This window comes from Sinomonas sp. B1-1 (assembly GCF_050474465.1).
Lineage (GTDB): Bacteria > Actinomycetota > Actinomycetes > Actinomycetales > Micrococcaceae > Sinomonas > Sinomonas flava.
Genome location: NZ_JBCHVF010000009.1, coordinates 146,140 through 168,768, shown reverse-complemented (window position 1 = coordinate 168,768; position 22,629 = coordinate 146,140). Strand labels below are relative to the sequence as shown.

At 70.9% G+C, this 22,629-nt stretch carries 20 protein-coding genes; 6 read left to right on the top strand and 14 right to left on the bottom strand.

Annotation, left to right across the window (positions count from 1 at the left end; genetic code table 11):
- Positions 1-538: 538 nt before the first annotated feature.
- The 4 genes from rpsN to ACQ5BE_RS13735 form a co-directional block, all read right to left on the bottom strand.
- On the bottom strand, positions 539-844 hold the full coding sequence (gene rpsN, locus ACQ5BE_RS13750) for a 30S ribosomal protein S14 (RefSeq protein WP_208710539.1): 306 nt from the start codon (positions 842-844) through the stop codon (positions 539-541).
- 2 nt (positions 845-846) lie between these two features.
- Complete coding sequence (rpmG, locus tag ACQ5BE_RS13745) at positions 847-1,017, bottom strand: 50S ribosomal protein L33 (protein ID WP_043122011.1); 171 nt, start codon at positions 1,015-1,017, stop codon at positions 847-849.
- Entirely contained in the window at positions 1,017-1,253 is a 237-nt protein-coding gene (gene rpmB, locus ACQ5BE_RS13740; RefSeq protein WP_208710540.1) for a 50S ribosomal protein L28, read from the bottom strand. Before rpmB ends, rpmG begins: the two co-directional genes overlap by 1 nt.
- 233 nt (positions 1,254-1,486) lie before the next feature.
- Positions 1,487-2,467: a glycosyltransferase family 2 protein gene (locus ACQ5BE_RS13735; RefSeq protein WP_430297526.1), complete on the bottom strand. Its 981-nt coding sequence runs from the start codon at positions 2,465-2,467 to the stop codon at positions 1,487-1,489.
- A 153-nt stretch (positions 2,468-2,620) separates the two neighbouring features.
- On the opposite strand from ACQ5BE_RS13735, the gene ACQ5BE_RS13730 reads away from it, so the two are divergent.
- The 5 genes from ACQ5BE_RS13730 to ACQ5BE_RS13710 all read left to right on the top strand — a co-directional run bounded on the left by ACQ5BE_RS13730 (position 2,621) and on the right by ACQ5BE_RS13710 (position 8,676).
- Entirely contained in the window at positions 2,621-3,139 is a 519-nt protein-coding gene (locus tag ACQ5BE_RS13730; protein WP_430297525.1) for a hypothetical protein, read from the top strand.
- Positions 3,136-4,812: a hypothetical protein gene (locus ACQ5BE_RS13725; RefSeq protein WP_430297524.1), complete on the top strand. Its 1,677-nt coding sequence runs from the start codon at positions 3,136-3,138 to the stop codon at positions 4,810-4,812. Before ACQ5BE_RS13730 ends, ACQ5BE_RS13725 begins: the two co-directional genes overlap by 4 nt.
- 158 nt (positions 4,813-4,970) lie before the next feature.
- The gene (locus tag ACQ5BE_RS13720; RefSeq protein ID WP_430297523.1) at positions 4,971-5,615 is read left to right on the top strand and encodes an NADPH-dependent F420 reductase; all 645 of its coding nucleotides are present in this window, start codon (positions 4,971-4,973) and stop codon (positions 5,613-5,615) included.
- Positions 5,616-5,754: 139 nt separating this feature from the next.
- Positions 5,755-6,570 carry an alpha/beta fold hydrolase gene (locus ACQ5BE_RS13715; protein WP_430297522.1) on the top strand — a complete coding sequence of 272 codons (816 nt, stop codon included), beginning with the start codon at positions 5,755-5,757 and terminating at the stop codon, positions 6,568-6,570.
- 72 nt (positions 6,571-6,642) lie between these two features.
- Positions 6,643-8,676, top strand: coding sequence for an acyl-CoA dehydrogenase family protein (locus ACQ5BE_RS13710; protein ID WP_430297521.1), 2,034 nt, complete (start codon positions 6,643-6,645; stop codon positions 8,674-8,676).
- 57 nt (positions 8,677-8,733) lie between these two features.
- Here the strand turns inward: ACQ5BE_RS13710 and ACQ5BE_RS13705 are convergent, their stop codons facing one another.
- From ACQ5BE_RS13705 to ACQ5BE_RS13680, 6 genes are all read right to left on the bottom strand, one after another.
- Positions 8,734-10,305: a cation:proton antiporter gene (locus ACQ5BE_RS13705; protein ID WP_430297520.1), complete on the bottom strand. Its 1,572-nt coding sequence runs from the start codon at positions 10,303-10,305 to the stop codon at positions 8,734-8,736.
- Between the two features lie 102 nt (positions 10,306-10,407).
- Positions 10,408-11,349 carry a hydroxymethylglutaryl-CoA lyase gene (locus ACQ5BE_RS13700; protein ID WP_430297519.1) on the bottom strand — a complete coding sequence of 314 codons (942 nt, stop codon included), beginning with the start codon at positions 11,347-11,349 and terminating at the stop codon, positions 10,408-10,410.
- Complete coding sequence (locus ACQ5BE_RS13695) at positions 11,346-12,632, bottom strand: CaiB/BaiF CoA transferase family protein (protein WP_430297518.1); 1,287 nt, start codon at positions 12,630-12,632, stop codon at positions 11,346-11,348. The genes ACQ5BE_RS13700 and ACQ5BE_RS13695 overlap by 4 nt, the downstream gene beginning before the upstream one ends.
- Complete coding sequence (locus ACQ5BE_RS13690; protein ID WP_430297517.1) at positions 12,613-13,731, bottom strand: ABC transporter substrate-binding protein; 1,119 nt, start codon at positions 13,729-13,731, stop codon at positions 12,613-12,615. Before ACQ5BE_RS13690 ends, ACQ5BE_RS13695 begins: the two co-directional genes overlap by 20 nt.
- Positions 13,732-13,767: 36 nt before the next feature.
- Complete coding sequence (locus tag ACQ5BE_RS13685; RefSeq protein ID WP_430297516.1) at positions 13,768-14,631, bottom strand: ABC transporter permease; 864 nt, start codon at positions 14,629-14,631, stop codon at positions 13,768-13,770.
- Positions 14,628-15,464, bottom strand: a complete 837-nt coding sequence (locus ACQ5BE_RS13680) for an ABC transporter ATP-binding protein (RefSeq protein WP_430297515.1) — start codon at positions 15,462-15,464, stop codon at positions 14,628-14,630. The genes ACQ5BE_RS13685 and ACQ5BE_RS13680 overlap by 4 nt, the downstream gene beginning before the upstream one ends.
- A 132-nt stretch (positions 15,465-15,596) precedes the next feature.
- Here ACQ5BE_RS13680 and ACQ5BE_RS13675 point away from each other — a divergent pair, with 132 nt between their 5' ends.
- Positions 15,597-16,376, top strand: coding sequence for an IclR family transcriptional regulator (locus tag ACQ5BE_RS13675; RefSeq protein ID WP_430297514.1), 780 nt, complete (start codon positions 15,597-15,599; stop codon positions 16,374-16,376).
- A gap of 90 nt (positions 16,377-16,466) precedes the next feature.
- On the opposite strand, the gene ACQ5BE_RS13670 is transcribed toward ACQ5BE_RS13675, so the two are convergent.
- The 4 genes from ACQ5BE_RS13670 to ACQ5BE_RS13655 form a co-directional block, all read right to left on the bottom strand.
- Positions 16,467-17,963, bottom strand: coding sequence for an amino acid permease (locus ACQ5BE_RS13670; protein WP_430297513.1), 1,497 nt, complete (start codon positions 17,961-17,963; stop codon positions 16,467-16,469).
- Positions 17,964-18,099: 136 nt separating this feature from the next.
- On the bottom strand, positions 18,100-19,365 hold the full coding sequence (locus tag ACQ5BE_RS13665) for an amidohydrolase (RefSeq protein WP_430297512.1): 1,266 nt from the start codon (positions 19,363-19,365) through the stop codon (positions 18,100-18,102).
- Positions 19,366-19,413: 48 nt separating this feature from the next.
- On the bottom strand, positions 19,414-20,937 hold the full coding sequence (locus tag ACQ5BE_RS13660; RefSeq protein WP_430297511.1) for an MFS transporter: 1,524 nt from the start codon (positions 20,935-20,937) through the stop codon (positions 19,414-19,416).
- 169 nt (positions 20,938-21,106) lie between these two features.
- Complete coding sequence (locus tag ACQ5BE_RS13655; RefSeq protein WP_430297510.1) at positions 21,107-22,525, bottom strand: PucR family transcriptional regulator; 1,419 nt, start codon at positions 22,523-22,525, stop codon at positions 21,107-21,109.
- Positions 22,526-22,629 lie beyond the last annotated feature (104 nt).

Below are 22,629 nucleotides of genomic sequence, written 5' to 3'. Positions count from 1 at the left end.
CACAATCCAAAACTGGCATAAAAACCCGGCCACGCACACGGGGGTGCACGCAACCAGGCAATCAACACCATCAAAAAAATGGCATCAACGAACTTGGCACACTATTGAGTTCTCAAACAACAGGCCCCTCCGGTAAGCTCGGCGCCCTCTCGGCGTCCGCCCCGTCCCGAAGCAACTTCTCAAACCTACCAGATCATCTTCCCGGCCGCAAACTCCGCATTCGGAGCGCATTTCGCCTGAAATGATCCTTCCCGGCTGTTCTGGCCACGCCTGAGCGCTGCTGCTTTCAGCTGGTTTGAAGGGTTCTTTTCGTCTTCGTCCTCGGCGTTGTGAGCGCCTCGGTCCCTGACGACTCGGAATACGTTACCCGCTGCCCGGGTGCCTCGCAAATCGACTGGGAGGCCCGGGCGTGTCGCGCGCCGCCGGCCTCGCTGGCGCTGTCCATCGCGGTCATCCGGGAGACGCCGAAGGGGCGGCACCCGGGATGGGTGCCGCCCCTTCGGACGACTCTTTCGTCTCTCGCAAGCCGTGCAGAGTCCTACCAGGAGGACTTCGTGACGCCCGGAAGCTCGCCCTTGTGCGCCATGTCGCGGAAGCGGACGCGGGAGATGCCGAACTTCTGGAACGTGCCGCGGGGGCGGCCGTCGATCTGGTCGCGGTTACGGAGGCGGACCGGGGAAGCGTTGCGCGGAAGCTTCTGGAGGCCGAGGCGGGCGGCCTCGCGGGCCTCGTCGGTCGCGTTCTCGTCGACGAGGGTCTTCTTCAGCTCGGCGCGCTTCGCGGCGTAGCGCTCAACGATGGCCTTGCGCTGCTCGTTGCGGGCAATCTTGGACTTCTTGGCCATTCTTAGCGCTCCTCTCGGAAGTCGACGTGCTTGCGGACGACCGGGTCGTACTTCTTCATGACCAGACGATCGGGGTCGTTACGGCGGTTCTTGCGGGTGACGTAGGTGTACCCGGTACCGGCCGTGGACTTGAGCTTGATGATGGGACGTGCGTCCTTGTCCTTCTTCGCCATCAGAGCTTCACACCCTTCGCAAGCAGCTCGGCGACGACCGAGTCAATGCCCCGGACATCGATGGTCTTGATCCCACGGGCCGACACCGTCAGGGTGACGTTGCGGCGCAGGGACGGGACCCAGTAGCGCTTCTTCTGGATGTTCGGGTCGAACCGACGCTTGGTGCGGCGGTGCGAGTGGGAAATGCTGTGACCGAACGCGGGCGATGCCCCGGTCACCTGGCAATGCGCTGCCATGTTTCGCTCCTCCAAGGTGTAGTCAAACAGTTGCAGTAAAAATGACGGTCCGCAGATGCGTCCCGCCACCTCGATGCACCGTTCGTTCTGCAGCTTTCCGGAGGGTGACCAGGCGGGGTGAGAACCAGCCGAAGTATCCTCGCCGCGGTTAGACGGTGACTTCAGTGCCGAGAAGTGGACTCCACTGCATACGACAGCCTTAAATACTAGGCGCCGCGCCCCGCAGCCGCAAATCAGCGCCGCAGCGCGGACCGTGCCTGCTGGAACGCCTTCCCGGGCAGCTGCGACCATGCCCCGCGCGCCTGACGCTCCTCGTCGAGGGCCGCCCGGAGCGCCCGCACTTCCTCGAGCAGCGCGTCCTGGCCGCGCTGGAGCTCATCGATGCGCGCGTGGAAGCGGCCCACCTCGGCCGCCATCAGCTCTCGCTGGTAGACGAGCGGCCCCAGCCCGTATGCCGCCGCATGCTCCCGGACGAGCCGATCACGCACCTTGAGCGAGTAGACATGGTGGTCGAGATCGCCGGCGATCACGCTGTTCGCGTCGGCGTCGGTCGCGCCCCGCCGCTGGTTCCAGAACGCGAGCGGGCGGCCCTTGATGTACCCGATGTGATGCCGGACCAGGAACCGGAGGTGGAACTCCCAGTCGCCCACCACAGCGAGGGACTCGTCGAAGCCGCCCAGCTCGTCGTACACGGAGCGGCGGAAGAGGAACGAGATCGGCACGAAGCGGTTGTAGTGCAGCTGGTCCACCAGGGTGATGGCGTGCAGCTGGGGCTCGAAGATCACCCGCTCCTCGACCTCCCGGCCCGTGGCGGTGAGCTTCTCGAAGACAATCTCCGTCTCGACGGTCACGCCGCCGTCGTCCGGGTGGGAGTCCAGATGCGCGACCGTCGTGGCGAGGAACTCGGGCGCCCACTCGTCGTCGTCGTCGTGGACGGCGATGTACTCGCTGTCGGCAGCGGCGATGCCGCGGTTCGAGGCTGCCTCCATGCCCACGCTCTCGGCGTGGTGCAGGACGAGGAGGCGCCCGGCGAGCCGCTCCTGGAAGTCGGCCAGCACCGCGTCCACGTCCGCGCTGTCCCCGCCGTCGTTGACCACGACGAGGGTCCAGTCCTCGAAGGTCTGCTGGAGGATGTCCTCGATGGCGCGGCGCAGCAGGCGCGGCCGGTTCTTGGTCCGGGTGACGATGGCGACGCGGGCAGACGGTCGGCTCACGGTACTCATTTCGGGCGAGACGGGCGATTCGAGGCAATGCTACGGCACCGCTCCCTCCCCGGCGCGCCGCCGCGCCTGCGCGCCCCGCGCCCAGTGCGCCCTGAGAATGGGCGCAGGCGCGGCAGCTGCCGCGCGCCTGTCAGAGGGGGACTCATGACTCAGCGCTCGACCCTGCCCGCCGCCTGCGCACTGCTCGCCATGGCCCTCGCACTCGCGGGCTGCTCCGGGACGGGCGCGCCGCCCGGAGCCTCCCCCGCCACGGGCTCAGGCGGCAGCACTGCGGGGAGCACGACGTCGGGCGGCCCCACTGGGGCCGGCTCGCCGAGCGCCGCACCCACGCCCTCGGACCCGCTGGGCGTCCCATCGTCGGCGCAGAGCATCATCGCGCAGGATGCCCTCGTGTCGCACACGTGCACGGCAGACGCGGCCGGGGCGTGGAGCTTCAGCGGGACCGTGCGCAACGACAGCCAGGAGCGGCGCACCTACACCGTGGCCATCGCCGTGACCGACGGGCCGAGCGTGGCGGGCCACTCGCTCCAGACCGTGACCGTCAGTCCGGGCGGCACTGCGGAAGTGCGTGCGGAAGCCTTTGCGGTCACGAACGGCCAGGGGGCGTCCGGTCCCGCGCAGCTGCGCTGTGACGCCGTCGTCTCCCAGGAGGTGGCCAAGTGACGCGCCGCCGCCGGTTCCTCTCCGCGCTCTGTCCCGCAGCGATCGCCGCCGTTGTGAGCCTCGCCTCGGCCTTGGCCGCTGTGCCCGCCGAGGCGACCACCGCGCCGTCGCCCGCGCCGGTCGCGACGGCGACGGCAAGCACGACGGCGGAGGCCGGCACCCCGACCCCCAGCACCCCGGCGTCGAGCACACCACCATCCAGCACCACGGCGTCCAGCACCCCCGACCCGTCGTCAACGTCTCCGACGAGCTCTCCAGCCGCCCCGGCAACGGCACCTTCCACCGCGTCAGCTACCGCGTCTGCCACCCCGTCCGCCACGCCATCTGGGACGACAGGCACCTCGCCGTCGGCGGCTCCGGCGGCGACAGCCGCCGCACTCCCCTACCCGGTGGGCGGCGCGATCGGAGCGGTGTGGACGGCGGCTGGGGGCGAGTCCTCCTTCCTCGGCCTGCCAGTGGGGCCGGAGACCTGCGGCCAGCCCGACAGCGGCTGCTTCCAGGCCTTCGAGCACGGCTACATCTTCTGGTCCCCCGCCACCGGGGCGTGGGCCGTCAACGGGGCGATCCTGGGGACCTACGCCGCGCTGGGCCACAACCGCGGCTGGCTCGGCTACCCCACCGGACCCGAGACCTGCGGCCAGCCCAGCGGCGGCTGCTTCCAGGCCTTCCAGCACGGCTACATCTTCTGGTCCCCCGCCACCGGGGCGTGGGCTGTCGGAGGGGCGATCCTCGGAACCTACGCCGCCCTGGGCCACAACCGCGGCTGGCTCGGCTACCCCACCGGACCCGAGACCTGCGGCCAGCCCAGCGGCGGCTGCTTCCAGGCCTTCCAGCACGGCTACGTCTTCTGGTCCCCCACCACTGGCGCCTGGGCTGTCGGAGGGGCGATCCTGTCCCGCTACGCGAGCTACGGGCACAACCGCGGCATCCTCGGGTACCCCGTGGGCCCCGAGGTGTGCGCCGGCGGCGAGTGCATCCAGACGTTCCAAGGCGGACTGATCGGCTGGTCGCCGGCGCAGGGCACCACCGTGTACGCGATGAGCGAGTGCAACACCCTCAACAACGGCCGCAGTGTCTACGGCGCGAACGGCTCGGCGAGGGTGACCTTCGCGATCGCCGAGGCCTACGGCGTGACGGGCGTGACCGCGGTGAACTGCTTCAAGGTCGCAGGGCTGTTCGTGCCGCAGTGGATCACCGACGGCCAGGCCGGCAAGGCAGGATTCAAGGCCCCGGGCGTCCCCTCGGGCCCCACCCGCTACGACTACTCCCCGAGCGGGTCGTACACCGTCACGGAGGCGTTCGGCGTCGGAAACCCCGGCACCGCCCTGCAGTACACGACCCTCAACCCCAACTCCCGCTGGGGCGGGAACCCCTGGACCCCGACGTACAACACGTACTTCGAGTCGAGCTCATGGGTCGGGTACGACGAGAACATGTGGTACTTCGCCACCCGTTCCACGCACGACTACCGGCAGGGCGCGGTCATCAACTACAACCGCCCGCCGGACAGCGAAATCGTCCAGGATGCCGGCTTCGCCATCTTCCTGCACGAGAACAAGTCGCCCACGGCGGGCTGCCTCGCGCTCGACGACTGGGCGGTCGTCGACTTCCTCCAGCGGTCCCGTCCCGGCGACCGGATCATCATGGGCGTGCGCAGCGACCTGTTCCGGTAAGCGTCCTCCGCTGAACCTCCTCCGGTGAGCCGACCGCGGATGGGGCCGGGAATGAATGCGCACCGCCTTGAGTTGTAGCTTCAAGTAAGGCCCAAACAGCCAACCCAGCGACGAAAGCCCGCCACCGAGCTTCCGCCCTCCACGGAAAGAAGACCAGGATGACTGACATCACCATCATCGGCACCGGCAACATGGCCCGCGGACTCGCGTCCCGCGCGATCGCGGCCGGCAGGAGCGTCCAGCTCCTCGCACACGAGGACAAGGCCAAGGCCGAATCGCTGGCCAGCGAGCTCGGGAGCGGCGTCACCACTGGGGTCCTCGGCGATTCCGTCGAGGGGCAGATCGTGATCCCCGCCGTCTACTTCGACGCCTCGAAGGCCATCGTGTCCCAGTACGGCGAGGCCCTCTCCGGCAAGGTGTACGTGGACATCACCAATCCGGTTGACTTCTCCACCTTCGACAGCCTCGCGGTGGCTGCAGGCTCCTCCGCCGCAGAGGAGCTTCAGAAGCTCACCCCCGCCACCGTGGTCAAGGCCTTCAACACGACCTTCGCCGGCACGCTCGTCTCGGGCGAGGTCTCCGGGCAGCAGCTGGACGTCCTCATCGCAGGCGACGACGAGTCCGCCGTCAAGGCCGTCTCCGACTTCGCCTCCGCGGCCGGGCTCAACGCGATCACCGTCGGCCCGCTGCGCCGCGCCCAGCAGCTCGAGCAGACCGGCTTCCTGAACATCCTCCTCTCCGCCAACGACGACCTGCCCGAGTTCCAGTGGAACTCGGCCCTGAAGTTCCTCCCGGCCGTCTGATCCCCTCTCGATCTCCGCGCACGCACGACGGCGGCGCCACACCCACCCGGGTGCGGCGCCGCCGTCGTCCCCCAGGCCGTCGAGCTGGGCCGCGGTGGGCTCGGCTCGACTGGACCCACAGCGTGGCTAGGGTGGGCGCATGAGCAGCGCCCGGACTCCCTTCGTCCTCCTGCACGGCTGGGCGTGCCCGCCGGCGAACTGGGACGCGGTCGCGCGGCTCCTCACGGCGGCGGGGCACCGCGTCGTGACGCCCCACCTGCTCGGGTACGGAGCCGGGAGCGCCGGCCGCGATGAGGACGCGTGGACGCTTGAGGCGGCCGCGGACGACGTCGTGCGCCTCCTCGAGCGGCTGGGCTCGCCTGCCGTCGTGGCGGGGCACTCCCTGGGCGGCTCGGTCGCTGCGACGCTCGCGGCCCGCCGGCCGGACCTCGTGAGGGGGCTCGCGTTCGTCGGCATGGTCCCCGTGGCGCCGAGCGCGGCGACCGCCGAGCGGCTCACGAGGCTGTTCCTCGGGCCGGCCGCCCCCGCCGGACCTGACGCCGCCGCCATCGACTCCGTGCTCGCCGCCTGGTACGGCGCCGCCCCGGCCGATCCCGTCCTGCGGGCCGAGCTCGAGGCGCCGTTCCGCGTGCGCTCCGACGTCCTGCGGGGCAGCCTCCGCGCAGCCCTCGGTGGCGTGGCGCCCGAGGTGCCCGAGAAGATCGAGGCGCCGGTCGCCGTCGTGCTCGGAGCCGGAGACCAGACGCGGCCGGCGGGGCCCATCGAGGCGCTCCTCGCCGCGCACCCGGGCTGGACCCTCACGAGCGTGCCGGACGCCGGGCACATGGTCCATGTGGAGGCGCCGCGGCAGTGCGCGGACGCCCTGCTCGCGCTCGCCGCGTCGGCGCCGACGACGCCGCCGGCACCCGTCGTCCCGGGGCACCCGCGGCAGCCAGAAGCCCCTACCCGCGAGTAGGGACGCGGCGTACCATGGTCTGACAGCTTGGGGTCACCGGCCCGCGGCGCCCCGTGACGACAGGGGGCAGCCATGAGCACCGAGACCGACCCGACAACCGCTGCCCCACCCCCTGCCTCGTCCCCCGCCGGAACCGGCGCCGCCCCCGGCGAGCCGATCACCGCCCCGGAGTCGCGCAAGGAGGCGGCCTGGGCGGAGTCCCGCGCCGTCGCGGAGGCGAGCCGGCAGACGGAGTGGGAGCGCCCGAGCTTCGGCAAGGCCCTCTACCTCGGCGACTTCCAGTGGGACCTCATCCACCCGGTCCCCGAACCTGCGGCCGAGGATGTGGAGCGCGGCGAGGCGTTCCTCGCGCGGCTGCGCGAGCTCGCCGCCTCGATGGACGGCCGCCGCATCGAGGCCGAGGACCGGATCCCGGACGAGTACCTGCGCGCCCTCGCCGGGGTCGGCGCCTTCGGGATGAAGATCCCCGCCGAGTACGGCGGCCTGGGGCTCACGCTCGCCTACTACGGGAGGGCCCTCATGCTCCTGGGCTCGGTGCACCCCTCGATCGGCGCGCTCCTCTCGGCTCACCAGTCGATCGGGGTGCCGGAGCCCGTGAAGATGTTCGGCTCCGCGGAACAGAAGAAGGCCTTCCTCCCCCGCTGCGCCGCGGGCGCCGTGACGGCGTTCCTCCTCACGGAGCCGGATGTGGGTTCCGACCCGGCCCGGCTCACCACGACGGCCCGCCTCGCCGACGACGGCGAGAGCTACGTCCTGGATGGGTCGAAGCTGTGGACCACGAACGGCGTCATCGCCGAACTCGTGGTCATCATGGCCAAGGTCCTGCCCCATGAGGCCGCCGGAGACCTGCCCGCAGGTAAGGGCGGCATCACGGCGTTCGTGGTCGACATGGCCAGCCCGGGCATCACCGTGGAGAACCGCAACTCGTTCATGGGCCTCAAGGGCCTCGAGAACGGCGTGACGCGGTTCGACGGCGTCCGCGTGCCCGCCGCGAACCGCGTCGGCCGGGAGGGGCTCGGGCTCAAGATCGCCCTCACGACCCTCAACACGGGCCGCCTCTCGATCCCTGCCCTCTGTGCGGGCGGCGCGAAGTGGGCGCTCAAGATCGCCCGCGAGTGGTCGGCGGCGCGGGTGCAGTGGGGCCGCCCGATCGGCGAGCACGAGGCGGTGGCGGGCAAGATCGCCTTCATCGCCGCCACGGCCTTCGCCCTCGAGTCCGTCTTCGAGGTGTACGCGGCCGTCGCTGATGCCGGCATGAAGGACGTCCGGATCGAGGCGGCCTTGTCCAAGCTGTGGACCTCCGAGATGTCCTACACGGTCGCGGACGAGCTCCTCCAGATCCGGGGCGGCCGCGGCTACGAGACCGCCGAGTCGCTGCGGGCCAGGGGCGAGCGTGCCGTCCCCGTGGAGCAGCTCGTGCGGGACCTGCGGATCAACCGGATCTTCGAAGGGTCCACCGAGATCATGCGGCTGCTCATCGCCCGCGAAGCGGTGGACGCCCATCTCGCCGCGGCCGGAGACCTCGCCCGCGCCGACGCGACCTTCACCGAGAAGGCCCGGGCGGCGCGGGACGCCTCGGGCTTCTACGCGAAGTGGCTGCCCAAGCTGCTCGCGGGCGAGGGCAACGATCCACGCGCCTACCGCGAGCACGGGCCCCTCGGACGGCACCTGCGCTACATCGAGCGCGCATCGCGGCGCCTGGCCCGCCACACCTTCGCGGGGATGGGCCGGTGGCAGGCCGGGCTCGAGCGCCGGCAGATGTTCCTGGGGCGGGTCGTGGACATCGGCGCCGAGCTGTTCGCCATGGCCGCCACGTGCAGCCGCGCCGAGCAGCTCCGCTCCGCCGGGGCTCCGGGTGCCGAGAGCGCGCGGGACCTCGCCGAGGCGTTCTGCGGGCAGTCCCGCCGGCGGATCGAGACGCTGTTCTCCTCGCTCTGGGACAACACGGACGACGCCGACCGCCACCTCGCCCGCCGCGTCCTCGCCGGTGACTTCGCCTGGCTCGAGGAGGGTGTGCTCGACCCGTCCGAGGGCACCGGGCCGTGGATCGCGCCGCCAGCTGCCGGGGCGAGCACCGCCGCGGACGTGCACCGCGACGTCAGGTGACCACAGCCCCGGGCGACTCTCGCGCCCGACGGCGAGTGCTCGGCGTCGTGCGCCGGCTCAGCGGTCGAGGGTGACGGTTCGCAAGTCGAGGCGGCGCAGCACGCGGTCGACGAGCTCCGGGTCGTTGCCCGGTTCGTTGCGGGCGGCGAGCATCTCGCGGCGTGCGGCGTCGAGGGCGTCGCGCTGGGCGCGGTCCATCACGGCGAGCACGGCCTGGAGCCTGCGCATCTTCTCGGGGTCCTCGGCGTAGTCCGACTCGAGGATGCTGTGGAGGGAGGACATCCGCCGGGCGAGCGCCTTGCGCCGCCCTTCGGGCAGCTTCAGTGCGGCCGGAGAGCTGCGCAGGGCCTCGAGCGCCACCCGCTCGGCCCGGCGCGCGAGGCCCCGCTGCGCCTGTTCCTCCGCTGCCCGGTCATAGGGCAGGCGGAGCACCCGCATGAGCCAGGGCAGCGTCAGGCCGGGCACGACCAAGGTGGCCACCAGGACGGACACCGCCACCGCGACCACGAAGTTGCGCCCGGGAGTGGGCGACCCGTCGGCCAGCGTGGAGGGGAGTGCGAGGGCCAGGGCAAGCGTGGCGAGGCCGCGCATGCCGCACCACGTCAGCACCACGACTTCCTTGAGGGTGCCCGGCGTCCTCTCGCGCCGCTCCGCTCCCCCGATCCGGTACATTCCGTACATCCACACGAACCGCACCAGGATGACAGTCACGCAGATGGCCGCGATGCCGGGAATGAAGGTCACGAGGTTGGGGCCCTCCGCCACAACGACCGCGCGCATCTCGATCCCCACGAGGCCGAAGGCGATCCCCGTGGTCAGGAGCTCGAGCACTTCCCAGAAGGCCGAGCGAGTCAGCCGCTCCTCGGAGTCCTGGGGCCGGGCCCTCCGGCCCAGCTCCACCGCGGTGACCACCACCGCGACCACCCCCGAGCAGTGCACCACCTCGGCCAGGAGGTAGACGGCGTAGGGTGCCACGAGGGTGGCCGCGCTGCGGGCCACGAGGTTGGGCACGAACCGGGTGAGCGCGCCGACGACCCACGCCATCGCGAGCCCCAGCAGCACCGCCCCGGCCGCCCCAGCGAGGAACCGCGGAACGACGTCCCAGCCGACCCGCTCATGGTTCACGGTCGCTGACACGGCGGTCTGGAAGATCACGATGGCCATGGCGTCGTTGAACAGGCCCTCGGTCTGGAGCACCGTCAGCAGCCTGCGCCGCATGCTGACCTTGCCCGCGACCGCCTCCACGGCCACCGGATCCGGCGGGGCGACGACCGCTCCGAGCGCGATCGCCAGCGGCACCCCGACGGCGGGGACCAGCCAGGACGTCACCGCCGCCACGGCCGCCACCGTCGCGACGACCAGCAGCACGGCCAGGAGCACGAGAGAGCGCCAGCGGAGCCGGAACACGGACCAGCTCGAGCGCTGGGCGGCGGCGAACAGGAGCGGCGGAAGGAAGAGCGGAAGGATCAGCTCCGGCTCGATGTGGGTGTCCGGAACGAAGGGCAGCGACGCGGCGAGGGCCGAGAACACCAGCATGAGGATGGGGTACGGCAGGCGGATCCGCTCGCCGATCCCGACGATGACCACCGTCCCGAACAGCAGGCCGACCACAAGCAGCAGAAATTCCATGCGCGCCCCTTCGCCTCAGGAGCATCTTTCCACGCCGCGGGCCGCCTCCTCAGGCGGGCGGGCGCACGACGGCGAGCGGTCGCCGTCGTGCGCCGGCGGGAATCAGCGTGCCGGCTCCGGGATGACCCATTCGAAGGCGCGGGCCCGGGATCGGGCGCCCTGGGCGGCGCGCGAGCGGTTGGGCTCGTCGAGGTCGCGCAGGAGGGTCTCGGAGATGCGCACGAGCTCGGCGAGGGCCTCCGGGGTGAACCAGTCCGGGCGGGTCGCGAACAGGATGTCCTCGCTCGAGGTGTTGCCGCTCGCGCCCGGTGCGAAGGGGCAGCCGCCCAGTCCGCCGAGGGCGCCGTCGACCATAGAAGCGCCCGCCTGGATCGCGGCGAGCGTGTTCGCGACGCCCAGCCCCCACGTGTCGTGGCCGTGGTAGACGATCTCCCGCTCCGGTGCCTCCTCGCGGACGCGCGCGATGAGGTCCGCGACCTGGGCCGGGACGGCCTGGCCCAGGGTGTCGCAGATGACGACTCCCTGGGCGCCCTCGGCGCGGGGATCGTTGGCGATCGCGATGACCCGGTCCGGGTCCACCGGGCCGTCGAACGGGCACGTGAACGAGGTCGCGATGCACAGCTCGACGGCGGCGCCCGCCTCGCGGGCCATGTCCAGGGCGGCGGGCATGGCTGCCAGGCTGGCCTCCGTGGTACGCCCTATGTTCGCGAGGTTGTGCGCGTCCGTCGCAGAGAAGCAGTACTGGAAGTTCCTGGCACCCGCCTCGAGCGCGAGCTCGACGTGCCTGGGGGTCGCGACCCACAGCCAGCAGGAGGCGAGCTCCCCGGGCGTGAGGGAGCGCACGACGTCGAGCGTGTTCGCCATGGGCGGGACCTTGTCCGGCCGCGCCATCGAGCCGATCTCGAGGGCCGGGACGCCGAGGGCCAGCAGCCTCCGTACGATCTCGACCTTCCGCTCGGTCGGCAGCACCTTGCCCGTGAGCTGGAGCCCGTCGCGGAGGGTGACGTCGCGGAGCCGGGCGGCGGGGGCGAAGGCGAAGCTCATACTGCCACCCCCTCGGCTGCGCGCAGGATGGCCCGGATCTCGTCCTCGGACTTCTTCAGCAGGTCGCGGCAGATCTCCTCGGTGTGCTCGCCGAGCTCGGGGCCGAGCGAGCGGATCGGCAGCGACTCGCCCCCGAGCACGGGGACGATTCCGGGGAAGCCGACGTCGGGGATGGTGCGCTCCCCGGTGGAGACGTCGAACCGCTGGATCATGTTCCTCGCCGCGTACTGCGGGTCGCCGCAGATGTCCTCGGCCGTGTAGATCGGCCCGGAGGGCACGCCGGCGGCGTCGAGCACTGCGAGGGCCTCCTTCGGCTCGAGGGTGGCCGTCCAGGTGCCTATGGCGGCGTCGAGCTCGTCGCGGCGCGCCCACCGGCCGGCGTTGCTGGCGAGCGAGGGGTCCGCGGCGAGGTCGGGGCGGCCGATGATCTCCATGAGCCGGCCGAAGATGGAGTCCCCGTTCCCGGCGATCACGATGCTGCCGCCGCCGGCGCACACGTAGGCGTTGCTCGGCGCGATGCCTTCCATCCGACCACCGGTGCGCTCGCGACGTACGCCATAGGCCTCGAAGTCCGGGACCAGGGACTCCATCATCGAGAACATGGCCTCGTTGAGCGCGACGTCGACCATCCGCTCCCCGAGCGGGAGGCTCCGCTGGGCGCCCTTGGCCCGCTCGCGCTCGAACAGGAGCATGACCGAGCCGAAGGCCGCGTAGAGCCCGGCGATGGAGTCCCCGATCGAGATGCCTACGCGCACCGGGGGCCGGTCGGGGTCGCCCACGAGCTCGCGGAACCCGCCGACTGCCTCGGCGACGGCGGCGAACCCGGGCCGCGCCGACAGGGGGCCCGTCTGCCCGTAGGCGGACAGGCGGGTGACGATCAGGTCCGGGTTGGCCTCGCTCAGCATGTCGGGGCCGAGGCCCCACCGCTCGAGGGTGCCGGGGCGGAAGTTCTCGAGGAGGACGTCGCAGTGCCGCACGAGGTCCAGCACGAGAGCCCGCCCCGCATCGGAGCGGAGGTCGAGGGCGATGGACTTCTTGTTGCGGTTGATGGTCCGGAAGAGCATCGAGGTGCTGCCCTCGTAGAGCCGCCAGTTCCGCAGCTCGTCCCCCGTCCCCGGCCGCTCGACCTTGATGACTTCGGCCCCGAAGTCGGCGAGCATCCGGCCCGCGGTGGGCGCGGCGATGTAGTTGCCCAGCTCGAGCACCCGGATCCCGGCCAGGGGCGCCGGCCGGGATCCGTCCTCCGTGGGCCGCGGGTGGGGCTCAGGCCGAGACGTAGTCATTGGTGTACGTCTTGCTCAGGTCGATGTCCTTGTTCCCCACCTCGGGGTTGGCCACGCGCTGCGTCTTCAGGACCGCCTCAGTGCCGTCCTGGGTGAACTTGCCGTCCTTGCTCAGCGTCTTCTTGAGGTCGTCGATGACCTTGGCGTACTGGGCCTTGTCGCCCCCGGAGAACTTCTCCGGCATCTTGTCCGCGATCTCCTGGCCGGAGTGCTGGCTGATGTAGTCGAGGGTGCGCTTGATGGCCCGGGCGAGCTTCTTCCCCGTGTCCTCGTTCTGCTGGAGCCAGTCGGTCTTCGCGTACAGGCAGGCGGACGGCCACGAATCGGTCCCGAACACCTCCTTGAGCCCCTCGACGGACCGGACGTCCTCGAGGATGACGGGCTGCTTGCCGAGCTGCTTCGCCAGCACCGAGACGTCGGGCTCGAGCATGACGGCGGCGTCGACCTGGTTGTTCTGCACGGCGGCGACGGCGCTCGAGCCGGCGCCGATCGCGGAGACCGCGGCGTCCGTGGGCTGGAACCCGTTCTTGGAGAGGAGGTACTTGACGAACATGTCAGTCGAGGAGCCGGGAGCGGTGACGCCGACGTTCTTGCCCTTGAGGTCACCGATCGACTTGATGCTGCCCTCGTTCTTGGGGGCCACGATGAGGGCGAGACCGGAGGACAGGCCCATGTCGACGAAGGCCTTGATGCTCTGGTTCTTCGCCTGCATCTGGATGGTGTGCTCGTAGTACCCGCACGTGACCTGGGTGCTGCCGCCGAGCATGGCGGTGAGCGCCTTCGACCCGCCCTGGAGGTCCTGGAGCTCGACGTCCACGCCCTCCTCCTTGTAGTAGCCGAGCTGCTCGGCGAGCGTCGCCGCCATGTAGGTGAGGAGGGTCTGGCCGCCGACGCCGATGACCACCTTGGACCCGGATCCGCCGCCGGCCGCCCCGGAGGCTCCCGAGGGCGCGTTCTGCCCGGGCGGCGCCGAGGACGGGGCCCCACAGGCCGCGAGCGCGAGCGCCGCTGCGGCACCTCCGGCAACCGAGAGGACCCGGCGGCGGCTCCAGCCGGCCGTGACTGCGGGAGCCTGCTGTGATGGGCGAGACGACGTCATTGGGAATGGTCCTTCCTGGGACAGGTAGCGGGATTCTTAGGCGGACTGGGCGGGACGCCAGCGCAGCAGGTGGCGCTCGATCCGGTTGACGATGAGGTCGATGATGAGCACGACGATCATGAGGATGAACATCCCGGCGAACACCCCCTTGGTGTCGAAGACGCCCTGGGCCTGTGCGATGGCGTAGCCCACGCCACCAGAGGCGCCGAGGTACTCGCCGACGACCGCGCCGGTGATCGCGAACCCCACGCTGATGTGCAGGCTCGAGAAGATCCAGGTCAGGGCGCTCGGGATGAAGACGTGGCGCAGCAGCTGCTTCTCGCTCGCGCCGAGCATGCGGGCATTGTCGATGAGCACCCGGTCCACGCTCTTGACGCCTTCGAGGGTGTTGAAGAAGACGATGAAGAAGACGAGCGTGAAGCCGAAGGCAACCTTGGACCAGATGCCCAGGCCGAACCAGAGCAGGAAGATCGGGGCCAGGACGACGCGCGGGAGGGCGTTGAACATCTGCAGGAACGGCTGGAAGAGCCGCTCGAGGAAGGCGACGCGCGCGAGGACGAATCCGAGGGCGAGGCCGGCGGCAGCGCCGACCGCGAAGGCCAGCAGGGCCTCCTGCATCGTGATCCACAGATGCGGGAAGACGTAGCCCGAGGAGATCCACAGCCAGACGGTCTGGAAGATGTCCGAGGGCAGCGGGAAGAAGAACGGGTCGATGACGCGGGCGCGCACCAGCAGTTCCCACGCCACGAGCACGACGACGGCGAGGCCGAGTTGGAGGAGGCGCATCCCTGCGGTCTGGGCCGCGCGCGTGCGGGGCCCCTTGCCCCGCGAGCCAGGGCTGCCCGCCACCGACCGTCCCATCGGCTTGGCTCCCTGTCGATTGACGTTGGCGACGGTCATTCCGCCCCACCTCCCGCGGCGGCCGAGGACTGATAGGTCTTGGAGACTTCGACGCGGAGGCGTCCCCAGATCTCGCGGTGCAGCTCGACGAACTGCGGGTCGTCGCGGATCTCGAGGAGGTCGCGCGGCCTGGGGAGGGTGATGTCGTACGAGGCCACCACGGTGCTGCCCGGGCCGGCGCCGAGGATGACGACCTCGTCGGAGAGGGCGATGGCCTCGTCGAGGTCGTGCGTGATGAAGATGACCGCCTTGCCGGACTCCTGCCAGAGGGCGAGGAGCTCGTTCTCCATGATCTGGCGCGTCTGGACGTCCAGGGCCGAGAACGGTTCGTCCATGAGCAGGATGTCCGGGTTGACGATCCACGCCTGGGCGACGGCGGTGCGCTTCCGCATGCCGCCGCTGAGCTGGTGGGGGTAGCGGTCCGAGAAGTCCTTCAGGCCCACCTTCTCGAGCCACCTCTGCGCCTCGGCCCGGGCGTCCGCCTTGCCCACGCCGGCCATGGTGAGGCCGAGGCTGACGTTGTCGATCACGGTCTTCCAGGGGAGGAGCCCGTCCTGCTGGAACATGTAGGAGGCGCGCCGGTTGACGCCCTTGACCTGCTGCCCGAAGCTGCGGGCGGTCCCCTCGGTCGGGGACAGGAGGCCAGCCGCCATGTTCAGGATCGTGGACTTGCCGGAGCCCGTGGGGCCGACGACCGAGACGAACCGGCCGGGCCTGACCTTGAGGTTGATGTCGCGCACCGCGACATAGGTGTCACCGCTGGGCGTCGTGAATTGCTTCGTGCAGCCCTCGAGGTCCACCGCGTACTCGTCGACAGCCGTGTGCCGGACCATCCACACTCCCCTAACCTCACCACATCGTGGGTTCAAGTTCAGAATATGGGTCGATCGTAGCAGTGACCCCCGTCACGCTCAACCCCCGGAGGCGGGTTCGACGGGGCGACCGCCCCCTCCTACACTCAGTCCATGACAGAGCGGGACTCGGCGGCCGCACCGCTGCTCGTGCTGAAGAAGATCACCGCGATCCTGAGCGCCTTCTCGCTGGCCCGCCCGGAGCTCGGCCTCGCGGACATCCGGGCGTCCACCGGCATTCCGCACTCGACCGTGCAGCGGCTCGTGGCGAACATGGTCCAGGAGGGCCTCCTGGACCGGCAGGGCGACAGGTACCGGGTGGGGCTGAAGGTCGCGCACTGGGCCGCGCCGGCGACGCAGGGCATCGACTACCTCGAGCTCATCACCCCGGTGCTGCGCCGGCTGCGGGACCAGCTCACCGAGACGGTCTGCCTCTTCAGGGCTTCGGAGGGCCGGCGCGTGTGTGTCGCCGTGGCCCAGACGCAGCACCTGCTCCGCCGCGCCGTCGAGGTGGGGAGCATCATGCCGCTCCACGTCGGCTCCGCGGGGCGCGTCATCCTGGCCTGGTCCCCCGAGGTCGCACAGGAGGTCTACTCCGCCGGCCTGGATGCCATCACCGACCAGACGATCACGAGCCCGGACGCCCTCCGGCAGGCCGTCGCCCAGACCCGCGCGGACGGCTACGCCATCACGACCGGCGAGCGCGTGACGAGCGCGAGCGGCCTGTCCGCGCCCGTCTTCGGGCCTCAGGCCGAGCTCTTCGGCGCCCTGTCCGTCATGGGCCCGACGGTCCGGATGCCGCGCGAGGTGTGCGAGTCGTGGGTCGAGCCGCTCCTCGCCGCGGCCGAGGAGGCGACCCGCCTCCTCGGCGGACGGATCCCGGCGGCGGCCTGACCGGCGCAAGCGCGAGAACGCGCCATGGCCCGCACCGGAGGGGTGGGGCCATGGCGCTGCCGCGGGACGCGCTGCGTGCAGGGTGGGAGGCTACGCCTCGGGTGAGCCGGCCGCCGATGGCGAGCGCGCGCCGTCGTGCGCGGAAGAGGTCCCGGGCGCGCGCTGGGCGGCGCGGCGCCGCACGAACGGGTAGACGGCGAGGAGCAGTCCGAGCGCCCCGAGGCTGAGCCACACCTGAGGGGCGGCGTCCGGGTCGAGCGCCATGAGCACGACGATGAGTCCGACGGCGGCGAGGACCACCGCGTTCAGCCACGGGTGCAGCCACATCTTCAGGGTCAGCCCGGCCTTCTCCCGGGCGCTCATGCGGTTCCTCAGGCGCCACTGTGTGAGCGCGACGAACGCGTACACGAACAGGGCCACGCAGCCCGCGGAGTTCATGATGAAGTCGAAGACGTCCTTGGGCGCCGCGTAGTTCGCCGCGATCGCCACGTAGCCCACGACGGTCGAGAGCAGGATCGCCTTCCAGGGCACGCCCGCGCGGTTGCGGTCTTCCACCCAGCGCGGCGCATAGCCGTGCTTCGACAGCGCGAAGAGCATGCGGGAGCCCGAGTAGAGGCCCGAGTTGAGCACGGACAGCGCGGCGGTGAGCACGACGGCGTTCATCACCTGCTCGGCGCCGGGCAGCCCGAAGCGGCCGAAGGCGAAGGCGAACGGGCTCACCTTGGCGGGCAGCTCGTCCCACGGGACGACCATGAGCAGGATCGCAACCGAGCCCACGTAGAACAGCAGGATGCGCCACACGACGGTGTTGGTGGCCTTCGCGACGCCCTTGGCGGGCTGGTCCGACTCGGCGGCAGCCATGGTGACGATCTCGGTGCCGAAGTAGCTGAAGATCACCACGGCGACGCCGTTGAACACCGGGGCCCAGCCGTGCGGCATGAAGCCGTGGTCGGTGATGTTGGCGACCGAGCCGGTGGAGCCGGGGATGATGCCCAGGACGTAGAGGGTTCCGACGCCGAGGAACACCACGATGGTGGTCACCTTGATCGACGCGAGCCAGAACTCCGTCTCGCCGAAGGACCGCAGGGACATGAGGTTCGTGAAGGTGAACACGAGCATTCCCGCGAGCGCGAACGTCCAGTCCGGGACGCTCGGGAACCACTCGTGGAAGATCCGGCCGACGACGACGGCCTCGAAGGCCACGACGCCCACCCAGAAGTACCAGTAGAGCCACCCGATGGCGAACCCCGCCCAGTTGCCCAGGCCGTCGCGGGCGTACTCCATGAAGGAGCCGACGACGGGCCGGTTCGTGGACATCTCGCCCAGCATCCGCATGACGAGGACGACGAGGGCGCCGCCGATCGCATACGAGAGCAGGGCCGCGGGTCCCACCGTGCGGATCACCGAGCCGGAGCCGACGAAGAGGCTCGCTCCGATGATGCCGCCGAGGGCGATCATGGTCAGGTGCCGCGGCCGCAGCCGGGCGCGGGGGTCGGACTCCGTCGTCCGGACCGCGCCGCCGTCTGGGGCCGCGCGGGCCGCTGGGTCTTCTCGGGTGGGCGCAGCGAGGTTGTCAGGTGCCTGCATGCGGATCTCCGTTCCATCCGGGGCGATCGGCGTGGTGCCGATCACAGTGCCCCGTCAGGATGCGCGATCCGGGTCACATGGCGCGATGGAGTAACCGCACTGCGCGAGCCCAAAGGGATGGATACTTAATCCCGGGTCAGTCCTTCCCGAGCCACGCCGAGGCAGCGACCACGAGGGCGGCCGTGCCCGTGGTGAGCGTGGGCTCGAGGACGGGGGCGAACTTCGGGGAGTGGTTCGCGGGGATGGAGCTCACCTCGCCCGCGGCCTCGGCGGCCCCGTAGGCCTCCGGATCGACCATGCCGACGCCCCAGTAGGTGTAGGGCACCCCGAAGGCCGTGGGCACGTCGCTGAAGTCCTCGCTGGCCGTCTGGCGCCCGTAGTCACCGATGGCCTCGGCGGGGAAATAGGCCGCGAACGCCTCGGCGACCCTGGCGGTGACATCCGGATCGTTGTCGGTGAGGGGGTAGCTGTTGTAGACCTCGATGTCGGGGTCCCGGGGCGAGCCCGACGCCGCCGACTCGGCCTTCGCGATCCGCTCGATGGCCGCGAGGAGCTGGTCGCGGATCCCCTGGCTGTAGGTGCGGATGTTGAGCTCGAGGACGGCATGGTCGTCGATGATGTTGCTCTTGGCGCCGACGGCAATCCTGCCGACCGTGACCACGGCGAACTCGCCCGGGGGAACCTCGCGCGCCACGACCGCCTGCAGCCGCACCACGACCATCGAGGCCAGCACGGCCGGGTCGATCGACAGGTGCGGCATGGATCCGTGGCTCCCGCGCCCGTAGAGCGTGATGCGGACGCTGTCCGCCATCGAGAGGAAGGCACCTGCGTAGGTGCTCACGGTTCCGGCCGGGTGGACGAGGATGTGCTGCGCGAGTGCGACGTCGGGCTTCGGCACCATGGTGACCAGGCCGCCGTCGACCATGCTCTGCGCGCCGTTGCCGAGCTCCTCCGCGGGCTGGAACAGCGCGATGAGGGTCCCGGACCAGGAGCCGCGGCCCTGGGCGAAGAGCTTGGCGGCGCCGAGCAGGCAGGCCATGTGCGCGTCATGCCCGCACGCGTGCATGACGGGGGTCTGCTTGCCCGACTCATCCGTCGCCGTTGCCTGGCTCGCGTAGTCCAGGCCCGTGGCCTCGGCGACGGGCAGGGCGTCCATGTCTGCGCGGAGGAGGACGGTGGGGCCCTCCCCATTGCTGAGGACCCCCACGAGCCCCGTGCCGCCGATCCCCTGGTGGACCTCGTAGCCGGACTCGCCGAGCTGCTCGGCGACGATCCCGGACGTGCGGACCTCCTGGTGGCTCAGCTCGGGATTGAGGTGGAAGTCCTTGTAGAGGGACTCCTGCCAATCGGCGATCGCCGCCTGGCCGGAAAGGATCGTGCGTGCGGATTCAGCTGATGCCATGGCCTTCTCCTCGCTGCAGGCGTTGTCGTCCTGAGACTACTCCTGTGGTCACTTCGCCGGCTCTGCCTGTTCCTTGCCCTTCGGGACGGTGACCATGATCGAGACGATCGCGATGACGACCATGACCAGGTTGAAGGCGAGGGCGACGACGGCGGCCTGGCGCAGCGCCGTGTTGTCGGTGCGGCCCTGGTTGATGAGCACGTCGCCCACGAACTGGGCGGCGCCACCGGTCCCGAAGGCCGTGAACAGCGCGAGGGAGATTGCGGCGCCGATGGCGCTGCCCAGCGACGAGGCCATCTTGTAGATGCCGGCACCCGCGCCGGCCTGGTTGGCCGGGAGGTTCGCGAGGGCGGCGTCGGTGGACGGGGTCGCATAGAACGCGAGGCCGAGGCCGAACATTGCGTAGGCGGCGACGGCCAGCCACGAGTACGTGCCCAGCAGGAGGTTGGTGGGCATGAGCAGCAAGACCGCGAGCATGACGATCAGGGAGCCCCAGATCATCGGCTGCCGGGGGCCGAAGCGCTGGAGGAGCTTCTCGCCGAGACGGATGAACGCGATGATCGTGACGGCGTAGCCGATGGTCAGCAGGCCGGCGTCCGACGCCTTCATCCCGCCGGCGAGCTGGAGCAGCTGCTGGGTGACGATGAGCAGGCCGATCGTGCCGTTGAGCAGGAAGTTGGAGATCGTCGCGCCGGTGAACGTCCGGTTCGCGAAGAGGGCGAAGTCGATGAACGGCTTGGCGGCGCGGCGCTCGATCCTCACGAGGAGGGCCAGGCCCACGACGGCGACGACCGCGAGTCCCAGCGTGACCGGGGAGGTCCAGCCGATCTTCGCCCCGAAGATCAGCACGATCATGAGCGCGAGCATCGAGACCATGAACACCGCCACGCCCGGGAGGTCGAACCTGAAGGCCTCGCCGGTCTGGGCGACCTTGCTCTCGGGCGTGCCGCGCAGGAGCAGGATGGAGATGACCGAGATGACGATCGAGGCGATGAAGATCCAGCGCCAGTTCACGAGGGTCGAGACGTAGCCGCCGAAGATCGCGGCGAGCCCTGACCCGCCCCATGAGCCGATCGACCACATGGACACCGCGCGCTGGCGCCCGGGCCCGTCCCAGTAGGTCTTCACGAGGGCCATCGTCGCGGGCATGATGCAGGCGGCGGAAAGGCCCTGGACGGCGCGGCCGCCGAGCATGAGCGGCAGCGCGAGGGGCCCCGTGGCGAGGACGATCATGAGCGAGCCGAGGATGCCGAGCCCGTTGCCGATGAGGCTGATGCGCACGCGGCCCACGCGGTCCGCGAGGCCGCCGGCGACCACGATGAACATGCCCGAGAAGAGCGCCGTGATGGACACCGCGAGGTTCATCGCGTCCACGCCGACGAACGGGCTGTCCCAGGTCTTCGCAGCCGGGTCCGAGTAGGGGCCGTTGACGTCGGTGAGGATGTTCGGGGCGACGGTTCCCATCGTGCCGGCGAACAGCCAGAAGGTGATGACGCCGAGCACGATTCCCAAGAGCAACTTGTCGTTGCCCTGGTAGGTGGTCCGGGCTGGGGCTGGGGTGGTGCTTGCCATGACAACTCCTCGCTGGAGCGGCTACCGCCTTAATGGTTGATTCTTCAACTATGCGCCTGGGAAGGCGTGCTTTCGGCACCGTTTGCCATCCTGTGCCAAGTGTCGTCCGTCACGCGTAGGCGGACAACGGCCGATGGTCCCTCCCGCGGGCCCCTTCGCCCGCAGCCCGTCAGCGGAGGGCCAGCCAGAGGTGCGCCGCGACGTCGGGATCGTCCAGGTCGACGCCGAGCAGCTCGGCCGCCCGGGCGATCCGGTTGCGGACGGAGTTGCGGTGCACCCCGAGGTCCCGCGCCGTCCCCTCCCACTGGCCCCGGTTCTTCAGGTACGCCCGCACGGTCGGGAGCAGCTCGCCGCCCGCGTCGGCGAGCGTCGTCGCCCACTCGTCCGCGGGGAGCTCGAGGCCGTGCCCCACCCGCACGACGGTGCCGGCGGGGGCCTGCCCCGCCGCGTCCGCCACCTGCCCGACGATCTCCCGCACGCGGCGGAGCGGCACGGGCCCGCCCCAGGCGCCGCGGGACCCGGGTGCGAGCCGCGGCCGCGAGGTGTCCGCGGGCAGGAGGACGTACAGGAGGCCGCCGAGTTCGAACGCGAGCGCCTCGCCGGGGAGGCTGGGACCGCCGCGCCGGGGAGCGGCGTCGAGCACTGCAAGGTACGCCGACTCCGGCAGCGCGGTGCCCATCTGGTCGGCGAGGAGGCGCGCGGCGTCGTCGTGCCCCCCGAGGACGAGGGCGACGAGCATCCCGTCGCTGCGCGTGCGCTCCTCCTCGGCCCGGCGCAGGCCGGCCGCCCGGTGGGCGAGGAGGGTCGAGGCCGTGAGGAACAGATGCCGCTCCGCGGGGGCCAGCTGCCCGCCGCGGCCCAGCGCGAGGTAGGCACCGCCGGAACGGCCGTCGGAGAGCGGATACAGCGCAGCCGGTCCGGAGGAGAGCTCGAGCGTGGCAGTCGCGCCGCGGCCGGCGGCGCGGAGGGCAGCCGCCTCCCGGGCGAGTTCGGCCAGCAGGCCCGCTGGAGCGTCGTCCGGCCCCCCGGGCCCCGCGCACGACGGCGCCTTCTCGCCGTCCGGCAGGTAGGCCACCCAGGTGCCGAGCGCGTGGGCGAGCTCGCGCACGATGGCGGGCTCGGCGTCGCCCTTCGACGCTGCACGGGTGAGCGCGACCTGGAGGCCGAGCAGGGCGGTGAGCTCCGCCTCTCCCCCGCGGCGGACCAGCTCCCAGTACGCGCGCGACACCGCAAGGAACGGCGACTCCCGCGGCACCGTCAGCAGGGGCAGGCCGGCCTCGGCGCACGCGGCCCGGAGCTCGTCGGGCACCATGCTGTGGCCGGACCCGAGTCCCAGGCCGAGTGCGGCCACCCGCCCCTCGACGAGGCGACGCACGTAGGCGGTGGCGGCCTCGGCGCGCTCGGTGCCGTCGCGCCCGGCCAGCTGCATCCCGACGGTCAGGAGGAGCTCGCCCCCGTCCAGGAACACGGTCGGGTCCTCGAGCTCGGAGACGTGGACTCCCGTCAGCTCCACGCGCGGCAGCGGGATGGGCCAGTACGGGACGAGGTCCCCGCGGGCGGCGTCCGCGAGCTGTGCGAGGGTGATCATCGCTGCGTCCGGTTCTGCTCGGTTCGGAGGACGAGCACCGGCGTGTCGCGGCGGGACACGCCGGTGTGCGCGGGCCGCGGGGCGGCAAACCGAGCAGGAGCGGA

Bases quoted from the DNA above. Each gene is read 5' to 3' on its own strand.
- rpsN (WP_208710539.1), bottom strand. From the start codon at position 844: ATGGCCAAGAAGTCCAAGATTGCCCGCAACGAGCAGCGCAAGGCCATC.
- ACQ5BE_RS13680 (WP_430297515.1), bottom strand. From the start codon at position 15,464: ATGGTCCGGCACACGGCTGTCGACGAGTACGCGGTGGACCTCGAGGGC.
- ACQ5BE_RS13705 (WP_430297520.1), bottom strand. From the start codon at position 10,305: ATGGAATTTCTGCTGCTTGTGGTCGGCCTGCTGTTCGGGACGGTGGTC.
- ACQ5BE_RS13690 (WP_430297517.1), bottom strand. From the start codon at position 13,731: ATGACGTCGTCTCGCCCATCACAGCAGGCTCCCGCAGTCACGGCCGGC.
- ACQ5BE_RS13695 (WP_430297518.1), bottom strand. From the start codon at position 12,632: ATGACTACGTCTCGGCCTGAGCCCCACCCGCGGCCCACGGAGGACGGA.
- ACQ5BE_RS13685 (WP_430297516.1), bottom strand. From the start codon at position 14,631: ATGACCGTCGCCAACGTCAATCGACAGGGAGCCAAGCCGATGGGACGG.
- ACQ5BE_RS13675 (WP_430297514.1), top strand. From the start codon at position 15,597: ATGACAGAGCGGGACTCGGCGGCCGCACCGCTGCTCGTGCTGAAGAAG.
- ACQ5BE_RS13715 (WP_430297522.1), top strand. From the start codon at position 5,755: ATGAGCAGCGCCCGGACTCCCTTCGTCCTCCTGCACGGCTGGGCGTGC.
- ACQ5BE_RS13720 (WP_430297523.1), top strand. From the start codon at position 4,971: ATGACTGACATCACCATCATCGGCACCGGCAACATGGCCCGCGGACTC.
- ACQ5BE_RS13660 (WP_430297511.1), bottom strand. From the start codon at position 20,937: ATGGCAAGCACCACCCCAGCCCCAGCCCGGACCACCTACCAGGGCAAC.
- ACQ5BE_RS13710 (WP_430297521.1), top strand. From the start codon at position 6,643: ATGAGCACCGAGACCGACCCGACAACCGCTGCCCCACCCCCTGCCTCG.
- ACQ5BE_RS13665 (WP_430297512.1), bottom strand. From the start codon at position 19,365: ATGGCATCAGCTGAATCCGCACGCACGATCCTTTCCGGCCAGGCGGCG.
- rpmG (WP_043122011.1), bottom strand. From the start codon at position 1,017: ATGGCGAAGAAGGACAAGGACGCACGTCCCATCATCAAGCTCAAGTCC.
- ACQ5BE_RS13730 (WP_430297525.1), top strand. From the start codon at position 2,621: ATGACTCAGCGCTCGACCCTGCCCGCCGCCTGCGCACTGCTCGCCATG.
- ACQ5BE_RS13670 (WP_430297513.1), bottom strand. From the start codon at position 17,963: ATGCAGGCACCTGACAACCTCGCTGCGCCCACCCGAGAAGACCCAGCG.
- rpmB (WP_208710540.1), bottom strand. From the start codon at position 1,253: ATGGCAGCGCATTGCCAGGTGACCGGGGCATCGCCCGCGTTCGGTCAC.
- ACQ5BE_RS13655 (WP_430297510.1), bottom strand. From the start codon at position 22,525: ATGATCACCCTCGCACAGCTCGCGGACGCCGCCCGCGGGGACCTCGTC.
- ACQ5BE_RS13700 (WP_430297519.1), bottom strand. From the start codon at position 11,349: ATGAGCTTCGCCTTCGCCCCCGCCGCCCGGCTCCGCGACGTCACCCTC.